General features: G+C 72.6%; 13 protein-coding genes. 4 read left to right on the forward strand and 9 right to left on the reverse strand.

Features of this window, described 5'->3' with window-relative positions; translation table 11 throughout:
• The first annotated feature begins 9 nt into the window (after nt 1-9).
• Nucleotides 10-1,251 (forward strand): PP2C family protein-serine/threonine phosphatase, encoded by a 1,242-nt coding sequence (locus tag SSQG_RS05370; RefSeq protein WP_003988699.1) that lies wholly within the window; start codon nt 10-12, stop codon nt 1,249-1,251.
• 33 nt (nt 1,252-1,284) lie between these two features.
• On the opposite strand, the gene SSQG_RS05375 is transcribed toward SSQG_RS05370, so the two are convergent.
• The gene (locus SSQG_RS05375; RefSeq protein ID WP_003988700.1) at nt 1,285-1,740 is read right to left on the reverse strand and encodes an RpiB/LacA/LacB family sugar-phosphate isomerase; all 456 of its coding nucleotides are present in this window, start codon (nt 1,738-1,740) and stop codon (nt 1,285-1,287) included.
• Between the two features lie 318 nt (nt 1,741-2,058).
• On the opposite strand from SSQG_RS05375, the gene SSQG_RS05380 reads away from it, so the two are divergent.
• Both SSQG_RS05380 and SSQG_RS05385 read left to right on the forward strand, forming a co-directional pair.
• The gene (locus SSQG_RS05380) at nt 2,059-2,775 is read left to right on the forward strand and encodes a lysophospholipid acyltransferase family protein (RefSeq protein ID WP_003988701.1); all 717 of its coding nucleotides are present in this window, start codon (nt 2,059-2,061) and stop codon (nt 2,773-2,775) included.
• A gap of 58 nt (nt 2,776-2,833) precedes the next feature.
• Nucleotides 2,834-3,859, forward strand: a complete 1,026-nt coding sequence (locus tag SSQG_RS05385; RefSeq protein WP_003988702.1) for an NAD-dependent epimerase/dehydratase family protein — start codon at nt 2,834-2,836, stop codon at nt 3,857-3,859.
• Between the two features lie 50 nt (nt 3,860-3,909).
• Here SSQG_RS05385 and SSQG_RS05390 read toward each other — a convergent pair whose 3' ends face one another.
• The 8 genes from SSQG_RS05390 to SSQG_RS05425 form a co-directional block, all read right to left on the reverse strand.
• Nucleotides 3,910-5,517: an alpha/beta hydrolase gene (locus tag SSQG_RS05390; RefSeq protein ID WP_003988703.1), complete on the reverse strand. Its 1,608-nt coding sequence runs from the start codon at nt 5,515-5,517 to the stop codon at nt 3,910-3,912.
• A gap of 131 nt (nt 5,518-5,648) precedes the next feature.
• Nucleotides 5,649-6,407 (reverse strand): urease accessory protein UreD, encoded by a 759-nt coding sequence (locus SSQG_RS05395; RefSeq protein WP_003988704.1) that lies wholly within the window; start codon nt 6,405-6,407, stop codon nt 5,649-5,651.
• Nucleotides 6,404-7,087 (reverse strand): urease accessory protein UreG, encoded by a 684-nt coding sequence (ureG, locus tag SSQG_RS05400; RefSeq protein ID WP_003988705.1) that lies wholly within the window; start codon nt 7,085-7,087, stop codon nt 6,404-6,406. Before ureG ends, SSQG_RS05395 begins: the two co-directional genes overlap by 4 nt.
• Before the next feature lie 178 nt (nt 7,088-7,265).
• The gene (locus SSQG_RS05405; RefSeq protein WP_003988706.1) at nt 7,266-7,940 is read right to left on the reverse strand and encodes an urease accessory protein UreF; all 675 of its coding nucleotides are present in this window, start codon (nt 7,938-7,940) and stop codon (nt 7,266-7,268) included.
• A gap of 10 nt (nt 7,941-7,950) precedes the next feature.
• A complete protein-coding gene (locus SSQG_RS05410) occupies nt 7,951-9,672 on the reverse strand; it encodes an urease subunit alpha (protein ID WP_003988707.1) in 1,722 nt (573 codons plus the stop codon).
• Nucleotides 9,665-9,976 (reverse strand): urease subunit beta, encoded by a 312-nt coding sequence (locus SSQG_RS05415; RefSeq protein WP_003988708.1) that lies wholly within the window; start codon nt 9,974-9,976, stop codon nt 9,665-9,667. Before SSQG_RS05415 ends, SSQG_RS05410 begins: the two co-directional genes overlap by 8 nt.
• A 12-nt stretch (nt 9,977-9,988) precedes the next feature.
• A complete protein-coding gene (locus SSQG_RS05420; RefSeq protein WP_039934796.1) occupies nt 9,989-10,291 on the reverse strand; it encodes an urease subunit gamma in 303 nt (100 codons plus the stop codon).
• Nucleotides 10,292-10,403: 112 nt separating this feature from the next.
• On the reverse strand, nt 10,404-11,051 hold the full coding sequence (locus SSQG_RS05425) for a TetR/AcrR family transcriptional regulator (RefSeq protein WP_003988710.1): 648 nt from the start codon (nt 11,049-11,051) through the stop codon (nt 10,404-10,406).
• 122 nt (nt 11,052-11,173) lie between these two features.
• On the opposite strand from SSQG_RS05425, the gene SSQG_RS05430 reads away from it, so the two are divergent.
• On the forward strand, nt 11,174-12,169 hold the full coding sequence (locus SSQG_RS05430; protein ID WP_003988711.1) for a hypothetical protein: 996 nt from the start codon (nt 11,174-11,176) through the stop codon (nt 12,167-12,169).
• Nucleotides 12,170-12,245: the final 76 nt, after the last annotated feature.

Here is a 12,245-nt window from a genome sequence, read left to right on the forward strand (position 1 = left end):
GCGGCTGCCATGAGCGATTCGGCGATCGACTACGCGGCGGTGTTCCAAGCCTTGCCCGGCATGGTGGCGCTACTGACGCCCGAGTTCGTGTACGCGGACGTCAACGAGGAGTTCGTCCGGGTCTCCGGCCGCTCCCGCGAGCAGCTGATCGGCAAGTACCTGTTCGACGTCTTCCCCGACAACCCCAACAACCCGAGCGCGACGGGCATGCGCAATCTCGAGGCCTCGCTGTACCGGGTGCTGGCGACCGGCGAGCGGGACGCGATGGCCCTGCAGCGCTACGACGTCGAGGATCCGCAGCGGCCCGGGGAGTGGGAGGAGCGCTACTGGAGCCCGGTGAACGCCCCGCTGCTCGGCCCCGACGGCAACGTGGTGCTGGTGCTGCACCGCGTCGAGGAGGTCACGGAGCTGATCCGGGCCCGGGGCCGCTCGGGAGGGAACAAGGGCAGCCGGGCCCGGGTCCTGGAAGCCGAGCTGTACACCCGCGCCCGCGAGCTCCAGGAGCTGAACGAACGGCTGCGCCAGGCGCACTCCCGGGAGCGGGAGGTGGCGCTCGCCCTCCAGGAAGCGATGCTGCCCGACCGCCGCCAGGTCAGCCACCACCACCGGGCCGCCGTCCGGTACCGGCCCGCCGTCGGCGCCCTCAACGTGTGCGGGGACTGGTACGACCTGGTCGACCTGGTCGGCGGCCACCGGGTCGGCGTGTCCGTGGGCGACGTGGTCGGGCACGGGCTGGAGGCCGCCGGTGTCATGGGCCAGCTGCGCAGCGCGCTCAGCGCGGCCTCCCGCGTGGCCGACGGCCCGGCCCAGGCGCTGGACGTGCTGGGGCGCTACGCCCACGTGGTCGAGGGCGCCGAGTCGGCGACCGCCGTGACGACTTTCATCGACTTCGACCGGCGGCGCATCACGTACAGCAGCGCCGGTCATCTCCCGCCCGTACTGGTCCACCCGGACGGCCGTACGGAGTTCCTGGACGGGGCCACCGACACGCCGCTGGACGCCCGTCCCGACCCGATCCCGAGACCGCAGGCCGAGACGACGTTCACGCCGGGCGCCACACTCGTGCTCTACACCGACGGTCTGGTCGAGCGGCGCGGCGAGGACATCGACACCGGCCTGGCCCGCCTCGCCGACGCGCTGCACCGGAGCCGGGACCAGGACCCCGAGGCCCTCGCCGACACCGTCCTGCTGGAACTGCTGCCGCCCGGCGGGAGCACCGACGACACCGCGCTGATCATCGTGCGGCTGTGAGCCGGACAGCACGCCTGGAGCCGGTCCTTACACCTAGAGCCGGTCCTTTCCGTGGTCGAGCAGTCTGACGCGGTCCACGTTCTGCCGGTCCTCGGCGTCTGCGCTGGGCTCGCCCGCGAACCAGGCGTCGAGGATCTCCGACAGCAGCGGCTCGGACGTCAGCCGCAGGCTGAGCGCCAGCACGTTGGCGTCGTTCCAGCGGCGGGCCCCGTCGGCCGTGTAGGCGTCCGTGCACAGGGCGGCCCGGACGCCCGGCACCTTGTTCGCGGCGATCGATGCGCCCGTGCCGGTCCAGCAGCACACCACGGCCTGGTCGGCCGTCCCCTCGGCGACCTCGCGGGCCGCCGCTTCGGAGCACACCGCCCACTGTGCGTCGCCCCCGGGGCGCAGCGCGCCGTACGGGCGCACCTCGTGCCCTCTGTCCTGCAGCGCGGCCACGAGGGAGCGAGCGACAGGCTCGTCCATGTCCGAGGAAACAGAGATCCGCATGTCTCGCAGACTACTCGGGAGGACCGCAAGAACCAGCGGTTGGCCAGGCACCCTTCGTATCCCGCCATGCCACCCGTTCGGCTTGCCGATCACCCGCATGGAGCAGCACGCTGGTCCCGCGGTCCTCCCCAGCCGCATGAGCACCACCGGACGCACCCACCTGACTGACCATCAGTCAAACGGTGAAGGATCGACGCGGTCTCGCCGCACGAGGTGCCCGGTGGTCGCGCCTGCACCTACACTGGCACCCCACGACATGCCGGTTGACCTGCTGGAACGCGGCGGCGAGTCCACCGCGAGAGTCGAGGAGCGCCCGCTTTGTTCTACTACCTGCTGAAATACGTACTATTGGGCCCGCTGCTGAGACTGGTTTTCCGGCCTCGCATAGAAGGTCTGGAACACGTACCGTCGGAGGGCGCCGCCATCGTCGCCGGCAACCACCTGTCGTTCTCGGACCACTTCCTCATGCCCGCGATCCTCAAGCGGCGCATCACCTTCCTCGCGAAGGCCGAGTACTTCACGGGGCCGGGCCTCAAGGGCCGGCTCACGGCCTTCTTCTTCCGCAGCGCGGGGCAGATCCCCGTCGACCGCTCCGGCAAGGACGCCGGGCAGGCCGCGATCCGCGAGGGCCTCGGCGTGCTGAGCAAGGGCGAGTTGCTCGGCATCTACCCCGAGGGCACCCGCTCGCACGACGGCCGGCTCTACAAGGGCAAGGTCGGCGTCGCGGTGATGGCCCTGAAGGCCGGTGTCCCGGTGATCCCCTGCGCGATGATCGGCACCTTCGAGGCGCAGCCGCCCGGCAAGGTCATCCCCAACATCCACCCGGTCGCGATCCGCTTCGGCAAGCCACTCGACTTCTCCCGCTACGCCGGCATGGAGAACGAGAAGGCCGTCCTGCGCGCCGTCACCGACGAGATCATGTACGCGGTCCTCTCCCTGTCCGAGCAGGAGTACGTCGACCAGTACGCGGCGGTCGTGAAGGCCGAGGAGGCCGCCACCAAGGAGCGGAAGTTCCCGCGGCTGCCGCTCCGTTGAGGTCTGCTGTCGGCAGAAACCGTTTCCCCGTCCGGCCCCGGCGATCTACGTTCCCGGCATGAGACGTGCTGTGGTGATCGGGGCGGCGGGGCAGATCGGACGGCCGGCGGTGGAGGCGCTGGCCCGGGACGGCTGGGAGGTGACGGCCGCCTCGCGCGGGGCGGGCCGGGACGAGAGCTGGCCCGACGGGGTACGGGCGCGGCGGCTGGACCGCGAGGACGACGCGGCGCTGAGCGAGCTGATCGGCGACGGCTGCGACCTCGTGGTCGACATGGTCGCCTACGGGGCCCGGCACGCACGGCAGTTGACTGCACTGGCGGACCGCATCGGTTCGGCCGTGGTCGTGTCCTCGGTGATGGTGTACGAGGACGGCCAGGGCCGCGGCTTCGAAACGATGAGCGAGCCGGACGGCTGTCCGCGGTACCCCGTGCCCATACCGGAGGACCAGCCGACCATCGCGCCGGGGGACGCCACATACAGCACCGGCAAAGCCGCGCTGGAGAGAGAACTCCTGGCGGCGGGCGACCGGCTGCCCACGACGGTGTTGCGCCCGGGCGCGGTCCACGGGCCGCACAGCCCGCTCCCCCGCGAGTTGTACTTCGTGAAACGGAACCTCGACGGCCGGCGCAGGCGGGTGCTCGCCTTCCGGGGCGAGAGCCGTTTCCACCCGTCGGCCGCCCGCAACCTCGCCGAGCTGATCCGGCTGGCGGCGGCCCGCCCGGGCTCGCGGGTGCTCAACGCCTGCGATCCGCAGCCGCCGACGGTGTCCGAGATCGGGGCGGCGGTGGACGCCGTCATGGGGGTGGAGACGGAGACCGTCCTGGTGGACGGGCCCGCTCCCTCGCCGTCCGTGGGCAGCTCGCCCTGGTCGGCGGAGCTGCCGGTGGTGTTCGACATGGCCGCCGCGGAACGGGAGTTGGGCTACCGTCCCGTCGTGTCCTACCCCGACGCCCTGCCGGAGACGGTCGAGTGGCTCACCCGGCGGCTGTCCGGGCAGGACTGGAAGGAGGCGTTTCCCACCCTCGCGCGGGTCTACCCGGACCTCTTCGACTACGCGGCGGAGGACGCCTGGTTCGCGGCGTGAGTGAGGGGCGGCCGGATGCCCGGCCGCCCCTCACCTTCGTACAGCGCGGGTTACGGCTTCGGTGTGGCGTGCGGCGCGCACGTCACATCGGCACCGTCCAGCTTCCCGGTGAGCAGGTACGCGTCCACCCGGTCGTTGACACACGCGTTCACCAGGCCGGTGACGCCGTGCGAACCGGCGTCCTTCTCGGTGATCAGGCGCGAGCCCCTGAACCGCTTGTGCAGCTCGACGGCGCCCTCGTACGGCGTGGCGGCGTCACGCTCGGACTGGACGATGAGCACACCCGGCAGTCCCTTGCCCGTGCGGACGTCGACCGGCGTCCGCTGCTTCACCGGCCAGGTGGCGCACGGCAGGTTCATCCACGCGTTGGCCCAGGTCATGAACGGGTGGTCGCGGTGCAGCCGGGTGTTGTCCCGGTCCCATCTGCGCCAGCTGGTGGGCCACTTGGCGTCGGTGCACTCGACCGCCGTGTAGACGGCGTTGCCGTTCTCCGAGGCCACGTTGCCCGCGGTGTCGGACAGGTCCGGAGCGGCGGCGTCGACGAGCGCCTGGGTGTCACCGGCGACGTACTTGCTGAAGACGGACGCGACCGGGGCCCACGAGGAGTCGTAGTACGGGGCGCTCTGGAAGAAGGAGATGACCTCGGCCGGGCCGACGACGCCGCCGATGGGGCTCTTCTTCGCCGTGGCGCGCAGCTGAAGCCACTTCGCCTGGACCGCGGCGCGGGTGGTGCCGAGGTGGTAGGTCGCGTCGTTGCGGGCGACCCAGTCCTGCCAGTCCTTCCAGCGGCCCTCGAAGGCGACGTCCTGGTCCAGGTTGGCCTGGTACCAGATCTTCTCGCGGGACGGGTTGACGACACTGTCGACGACCATGCGGCGCACGTGCCCCGGGAACAGGGTGCCGTAGACGGCACCGAGGTAGGTGCCGTAGGAGACGCCGAGGTAGTTGAGCTTCTTCTCGCCGAGGGCGGCGCGGATGACGTCGAGGTCGCGCGCGGTGTTCGGCGTGGTCATGTGCGGCAGCATCCAGCCGCTGCGCTCGTAGCAGCCGTCGGCGTACTCGCGGGCCAGCTTGCGCTGGGCGAGCTTGTCGGCCTCGGAGTCGGGCACCGGATCCATCTTGGGCGCCTTGACGAACTCCTGCGGGTCGACGCAGGAGATGGGCGTGGACCTGCCGACGCCGCGCGGGTCGAAGCCTACGAAGTCGTAGGCCTTGGCCGTGTTGGCCCAGACGGGGTTCTTGCTGGTGACCCGGGCCGGGAAGCGCAGTCCGGAGCCGCCGGGGCCGCCGGGGTTGTAGAGCAGCGCGCCCTGCCGTTCGGCCTTCGTGCCCGTGTTGCCGATGCGGTCGACGGCGAGCTTGATCTGCTTGCCGTGCGGCTCGGCGTAGTCGAGCGGCACGGTGACGTACCCGCACTGGATCGGCTTGGCCAGGTTCCAGTCGGCGGGGCAGTCCTGCCAGTCGATACCGGCCTTCGCGGCCCGGGCGGCGGCGAGCGCGGCGCCCCGGGCCTCGCGGTCCTGGCCGTGGCGGGTACCCGCGCTCGCGCTCGCGTTCGCCGAGGGCGCCGCGACGGCGCCGGCTATGAGCGTGGCCGCGACGAGCGCTCCGGCCGAACCGAGCGCCGCCGTCCGTCTCTTCGGTCTCGTACCCCTCAAGTGTGACCTCCCCGTACATCGTTGCGATCAGTACGGGGATCCTCCCGGCTGTGAGGTCCCTGAGAACAGGGGGCAGCCGTCCTTCTTTGCCAATCCGATAACCGGTGAGGCGCGTTCTGCTCTGCGGACGGCTACAAGAGGGACGTCAGCGCCTCGTCGAGCAGCCGTCTCAGCCGCAGGGCGTCCGGGGCCACGGCGGTGACCAGTGCGGCGGGCCCGGCGAGCGGAACGACCGAGGCTCCTTCCCCCAGCACCCGGGCCGTCACCGGATCGGCACCGAACTCCGGTCGTACGACGACCAGTTGTCCGACGGTCCGGTGCCCCGCGAGCACGGCGGGCCCGTCCCAGCCGCCCGGGGCGCCGGGGCCGCAGGCCAGTTCCTGGTCGAGTACGACCCGCTCGGCGACCCGCACGGTCAGACGGCTCGTCAGCCGCCCGGGTTCCTCACCGGCCCGCCCGAGCACCTGCTCCTCGCGCAGCAGGAGCCGGGACGCGGGGGCGAGGTCGACGCGGGTCGTGACGTGCAGGTCGCTGCCCTTCGCGGAGATCAGCTGCTCGGGCGTCCAGTGCAGTTCGGCATGGTCGGCGACGTCGAGCCGGACGTCGTAGCGGGCCTCGCCCTTGGCCTGTCCCGGCAGGGCGATGGTGGCGGCGGCGGACCCGACGGACAGCCGCGCTCCCTCCTCGACGCGGGCCCGGACGGTGAAGTGGTCGCCGCCGAGCGGCCCGCTCATCGCGCCGACCAGCATGACCCGCGCCTCGGCACCGCTCCCCCGGGTGCGCCGCAGCGCCAGCGGCCCGTCGCTCTCCAGCACGGGCAGGGCGGTGCCGCCCCGGCCGTCGTCACGCGCGACGATCCGCGCGACGGACCGCACCCCGGAGCTGTTCACGCCCGAGCCGCCCACGCGTCGAGCTGTGCACGCACCCAGGCGGCGACCTCCGTCACCCCGGCTTCGCTCCGCAGCGACTGGAAGACGACCGGCAGTTCGGCCCGCTGCGCCTTGGCGTCGGCCGCCATCCGCGCCAGGTCGGAGCCCACGTACGGGGCGAGGTCGGTCTTGTTGACGATGAGCAGGTCGGCTGTGGTCACGCCCGGCCCGCCCTTGCGCGGGATGTCGTCCCCGCCCGCCACGTCGATCACGAAGATCTGCGCGTCGACCAGCCCCCGGGAGAAGGTGGCGGTGAGGTTGTCCCCGCCGGACTCCACGAGGACCAGGTCGAGCGGCCCGATGGCGTCCTCCAGGTCCTCCACCGCTTCCAGGTTCGCGGAGATGTCGTCCCGGATCGCGGTGTGCGGGCAGGCCCCGGTCTCCACGGCGGTGATCCGCTCGGGCGGCAGCACGGCCTCCCGGAGCAGGAACTCGGCGTCCTCCCGGGTGTAGATGTCGTTGGTGACGACCGCGAGTGACAACTCGTCCCGCAGCGCGCGGCAGAGCGCGGCGACGGTGGCGGTCTTTCCGGACCCGACGGGTCCGCCGAGTCCGATGCGCAGGGCGCGGCGGGAGCCGTCGGGGCGGCGGGCGTCGGCGCTCACCGGGGACGGGCCGTCGTGGTGGTGGTCGAGGTGCATGTGCGGCTCCTGGTGGGGTGGTGGGTCCGGGTTGTGCGGGCGATGCGGGATGGCGGGCGCTGGTGTCGGGGTGCGGGTGAGTGAGGGCTGGTCGCGCTCACGCGGCGGAGCCGCACATCGAATACGGCCCCGCGCCCGTCAAGGCGGTGTGTTCCCGCTCGGCGTTGTCAGCAGGCGGCTACGAGGCGAACAGGCGTACCGGCCAGGCCGCGTGCGCCTCCGCCCCGATCTCCAGCAGGGGCGCCGACGCGGCGGGCAGGGCGTCGACCCCGCCGTCGACGGCCTGGCGTGCGGCCTCCACCGCCCGGTCCACGACGCGGTCCACCTCCGGTGCCAGCCGGGCCAGGACCGCCGTGGCGTCGAAGGGGTCCAGGCTCAGCAGCCGCACGGTCGCCGTGGCCGGCCCGCTCACGTTCTCGTACGCCGCGCAGTACGCAGCGTCGACCGGCCCCAGACCCGCCGCCCGGGCCGCTAGGCCGAGCACCACCGGCTGGTGCGCCCCTTTGGGGAACTCCCGTCCCAGGGCGTCCAGTTCGGCGGACGGCCAGGTCGCACGGGCGGCCCGCAACAGCTGCCGTCCCAGTTTGCGCGCGGCGAGCCGCAGCGCGGGCGACGGGGTACGGGCGTCCGCGGCACGGTCGAGCGCGACGGGGTCGGTCCCGAGCGCGGCGGCCGCCGCGAGCCCCGCGGCCACCAGCCCCGCCGTGTGCAACCGCCCGCGGCAGAAGTCCGCCAGGCTCGCCGCGCCGCTGATCCGGCCCGCCTTGACGGCCGCCTCGGCCCCGCCGGAGTGGGCGTGTCCCCCGGCGGGAAAGCGGCCGTCGGCCAGCACGAGAAGCGCCGCACGTGACATCAGGACCGCCTCAGAACAGGAAGTACCGCTGGGCCATGGGAAGTTCGGCCGCAGGCGTCGCCTCGACCAGTTCTCCGTCGATGTGCACGGCGAAGCTGTCGGGATCGACCCGCACCTCGGGCCGCGCGTCGTTCTCCCGCATGTCGGCCTTGGTGACGCCGCGCGTGGAGTCGATCGCCACGAACCGCTTCCCGAGACCGAGCCGCTCCGGCAGCCCGTCCTCGACGGCGAGGGGCGCGACGAAGTTGACGGAGTTGGCGGCCGGCGCCCGCCCGATCGCCCCGTACATCGGGCGGGGCAGGATGGGCTGCGGGGTGGGGATGGAGGCGTTCGCGTCGCCCATCTGCGCGTACGCGATCTGCCCGCCCTTGATGACGAGCTGCGGCTTGACGCCGAAGAACGCGGGCTCCCACAGCACCAGATCGGCCAGCTTGCCGCTCTCCACCGAACCGATCTCCCGGGCCAGGCCCTGGGCGAGCGCCGGGTTGATCGTGTACTTGGCGACATAGCGACGGACCCGGCGGTTGTCGGCCCGCCCGTCCCCGGGCAACGCACCCCTGCGCCGCTTCATCACGTGCGCGGTCTGCCAGGTCCGCATGACGACCTCGCCCACCCGCCCCATCGCCTGGGAGTCGGAGGAGATGATCGAGATCGCGCCCAGGTCGTGCAGCACGTCCTCCGCGCCGATCGTGGACGGCCTGATCCGGGACTCGGCGAAGGCCAGGTCCTCCGGCACCGCCGGGTTGAGGTGATGGCACACCATCAGCATGTCGAGGTGTTCCTCGGCGGTGTTGACGGTGAAGGGCCGGGTCGGGTTGGTGGAACTCGGCAGCACGTACGACTCGGAGACCACGGTCATGATGTCCGGCGCGTGCCCGCCGCCCGCGCCCTCGGTGTGGTAGGCGTGGATGCCCCGCCCGGCGATGGCGGCGAGCGTGTCGCCGACGAACCCGGCCTCGTTGAGGGTGTCCGTGTGGATGGCGACCTGGATGCCGGTCCGTTCGGCGACGGTGAGCGCGGCGTCGATGACGGCCGGGGTCGAGCCCCAGTCCTCGTGCAGTTTCAGGCCGAGCGCGCCGCCCCGGATCTGGGACAGCATCGCCTCGTGGGAGACGGTGTTGCCCTTGCCGAGCAGGCCGATGTTGAGCGGGTGGGCCTCCATCGACTCCAGCATGCGCGCGAGATGCCAGGGGCCGGGGGTCACGGTGGTGGCCTTGGAGCCCTCGGCGGGGCCCGTGCCGCCGCCGACCAGCGTCGTGATGCCCGACGCCAGCGCCTCGTCGGCGATCTGCGGGCAGATGAAGTGGACATGCGCGTCGATCGCGCCCGCCGTGAGGATCCGCCCGTTCCCGGCGATGACCTCCGTCTCCGGGCCGATCACGAGGTCGGGGTGCACGCCGTCCATCGTGTCGGGGTTGCCGGCCTTGCCGATCCCGGTGACCCGCCCGTCGCGGATGCCGATGTCGGCCTTGACGATCCCCCAGTGGTCGATGATCACCGCGCCGGTGATGACGGTGTCCGGGGTGCCCTCCGCGCGGGTGGCACGGGACTGGCCCATGGACTCGCGGATCACTTTGCCGCCGCCGAACACCGCCTCGTCACCGGCGAGTCCGGGCCCGCCCGAGCGGTCCTCCTCGATCTCGACCAGCAGGTCGGTGTCGGCGAGCCGGATCCGGTCGCCGGTCGTCGGGCCGAACAGGTCGGCGTACGCGGCACGCGAGATCTCAGGCATCGAGGGCACCTCCGGTCTCCCCGCGCAGACCGGGCACGACACGGGCGCCGGTGAGCGGAACGAGTTCGACGTCGACCGGGATTCCGGGCTCGAAGCGCACGGCCGTGCCGGCGGCGACGTTCAGCCGCTTGCCGTACGCGGCGGCGCGGTCGAACTCCAGCCCGGGATTGGCCTCGGCGAAGTGGTAGTGGGAGCCGACCTGGACGGGCCGGTCGGCGGCGTTGAGGACGGTGAGCCGCGTGACCTCGCGGCCCTCGTTGCAGACGATCGGCCCGTCGGCGAAGAGGATCTCTCCGGGAATCATCGGAACCCTCCCTCAGACGATCGGCTCGTGGACGGTGACGAGCTTGGTGCCGTCCGGGAAGGTGGCCTCGACCTGGACGTCGTGGATCATCTCCGGGACGCCTTCCATGACGTCGTCCCGGGTGAGCAGCTTGCGTCCGGAGGACATGAGTTCGGCGACCGTACGGCCGTCACGGGCGCCTTCGAGGAGGTGCGACGTGATGAGGGCGACCGCCTCGGGGTGGTTGAGCCTAAGACCACGGGCCCGGCGCTTCTCGGCCACGTCGGCCGCCACGTGGATCAGGAGTCGCTCTTGCTCGTGCGGGGTCAGCTGCACGTCCCACCTCACAGTCGTCGCTCCGGACCGTGCGGGGCCCGGTTGCCGCAGCCCCGGGGGGAAAAGCCCTGGTGGCGTGGCGGCAGGCTAGTTGGATCGGGTTTCAGGCACGTTAACCGAGCCGTGTCCCCTCGGCTGCCGCGGGGCCGTCGGGCATGCTCGTCAGCGCCCGCAGGCCGTCCCGGAGAACCTCGACCGGAGCGGGCCCGAAGAGGGACTGCTGTGCGATGAACCCGAGCACGGCGGCGATCATCGTGCGGGCCACGTGGTCCGGCGCCACGTCCGCCCGCATCATCCCGGCCTCCTGGTAGCCCTCGACGATCCGCCCCCAGCTCGCGCGGACCGAGCCGTACCCCTCCCGCAGGACGGCCGCCAGCTCCTCGTTGCGCAGGGTCTCCGTCCAGACCTGGACGACGAGCCGCGGAAAGGCGGGCCGGCCGTCGACGACGAGGGACTCGCGGGCGGCGAGCGTCTTGCCGAGGACGGAGGCGACGAGTTCGTCCGGCGGCGGGGGCGGGCTCTGCCGTGCCGCCTCCTCGAAGGCCTCGCGGACGGAACCGAGCACGTCGCCGACGATCGCCCCGATCAGTTCCTCCTTGCCGCTGAAGTAGCGGTAGACGGCGCCGGCGGAGAGGCCGACCTCCTTGAGCACGTCCTGCATGGACGTGGCGTGGAAGCCGTTGCGGGCGAAGCAGAGGGCGGCGCCGTCGAGGATCTGGCGGCGGCGGGCGTCGAGATGTTCCTGGGACACGCGGGCCATGGTCAGCAAAATAAAACGAATATTCATTCTTGACAAGGCCGTCCGGGCGGAGCACGGTGGGGAACACAGCAAAAACGAACGATCCTTCTTTTTAGCCGGTGCAGCCGTTCGCAGGAGATCCCATGCCCTCCACGACCCACCACCGCCTGATCGCGGTCATCGTCCTCGTGCCCGCCCTCGCGGCCCTGGCCCTGTGGGCCTTCACCTGGCCCGCCGCCCGCACCGCGCCGCGCGACCTGCCTCTGGGTGTCGCGGGGCCGCCCGCCGCGACGGCGCAGCTGGAGAAGCGGCTGGAAGGCCACGGGGGCGCCTTCGAGATCCACCGCTACGCCGACGAGGCGGCGGCCCGGGGCGCCGTCGAGGACCGGACCGTGTACGGCGCGGTCGTGGTCACGCCCCGGGGGCCCGAGCTGCTCACGGCGTCCGCCGCCGGGCCGGCCGTGGCCCAGTTCCTCCAGCAGGCCGTGGCACGGCAGGCCTCCGCCGAGGGCGCGCAGGTGAAGACGGTCGACGTGGTGGCGGCCCCGGCGGGTGATCCGCGCGGCGCGGCACTGGGCGCCGCCGTGCTGCCGCTCGCGCTGGCCGGCATCGCGGCGGGAGCGGTGGTCACCCTGCTGGGGCTGCGCGGTGTGCGGGCCGTGATCGCGCTGCTCGGCGCGGCCGCCCTGGTGGGTGTGGTCGCGGCCGGGATCGCGCACAGCCGGCTCGGGGTGCTCACGGGTGACTGGTGGGCGGAGGCGGCCGCGCTGGGTCTGTCGGCGCTGGCCGTCAGCGGCGCCGTCGCCGGCCTCGCCGCCCTGCTCGGCACGGCGGGCATCGGGATCGCCGGAGCCGTGGTGATGTTCCTCGGCAACCCCTTCTCCGGGGCCGCCACGGCACCGGAGATGCTGCCGGAGCCGGCGGGCGCGATCGGCCAGTGGCTGCCGCCCGGCGCGGGCGCGACGCTGCTGCGCTCGGTGTCGTACTTCGACGGGGCGGCGGCGACCGGCCCGGCCCTCACCCTGGCCTGGTGGGCGGCGCTGGGCCTGGGCGCCGTACTGCTCGGCGGTTCACTCCGGGCACGGAAGGCGGGCGGCGCGCCCACGGCCGACAGGCGGGAACTCGCGACCGTCGGCTGAACCGTGGCCCCGCGCGCAGACGCACCGGCACCCGAGTGCGCCACGACGGAACAACGAGCACACGGAAGAAGAACGA

It is taken from the genome of Streptomyces viridochromogenes DSM 40736, from assembly GCF_000158955.1.
GTDB classification, from domain to species: Bacteria; Actinomycetota; Actinomycetes; order Streptomycetales; family Streptomycetaceae; genus Streptomyces; species Streptomyces venetus.

Bases quoted from the DNA above. Each gene is read 5' to 3' on its own strand.
- SSQG_RS05370 (WP_003988699.1), top strand. From the start codon at position 10: ATGAGCGATTCGGCGATCGACTACGCGGCGGTGTTCCAAGCCTTGCCC.
- SSQG_RS05375 (WP_003988700.1), bottom strand. From the start codon at position 1,740: ATGCGGATCTCTGTTTCCTCGGACATGGACGAGCCTGTCGCTCGCTCC.
- SSQG_RS05385 (WP_003988702.1), top strand. From the start codon at position 2,834: ATGAGACGTGCTGTGGTGATCGGGGCGGCGGGGCAGATCGGACGGCCG.
- ureG (WP_003988705.1), bottom strand. From the start codon at position 7,087: ATGCACCTCGACCACCACCACGACGGCCCGTCCCCGGTGAGCGCCGAC.
- SSQG_RS05405 (WP_003988706.1), bottom strand. From the start codon at position 7,940: ATGTCACGTGCGGCGCTTCTCGTGCTGGCCGACGGCCGCTTTCCCGCC.
- SSQG_RS05410 (WP_003988707.1), bottom strand. From the start codon at position 9,672: ATGCCTGAGATCTCGCGTGCCGCGTACGCCGACCTGTTCGGCCCGACG.
- SSQG_RS05415 (WP_003988708.1), bottom strand. From the start codon at position 9,976: ATGATTCCCGGAGAGATCCTCTTCGCCGACGGGCCGATCGTCTGCAAC.
- SSQG_RS05425 (WP_003988710.1), bottom strand. From the start codon at position 11,051: ATGGCCCGCGTGTCCCAGGAACATCTCGACGCCCGCCGCCGCCAGATC.
- SSQG_RS05430 (WP_003988711.1), top strand. From the start codon at position 11,174: ATGCCCTCCACGACCCACCACCGCCTGATCGCGGTCATCGTCCTCGTG.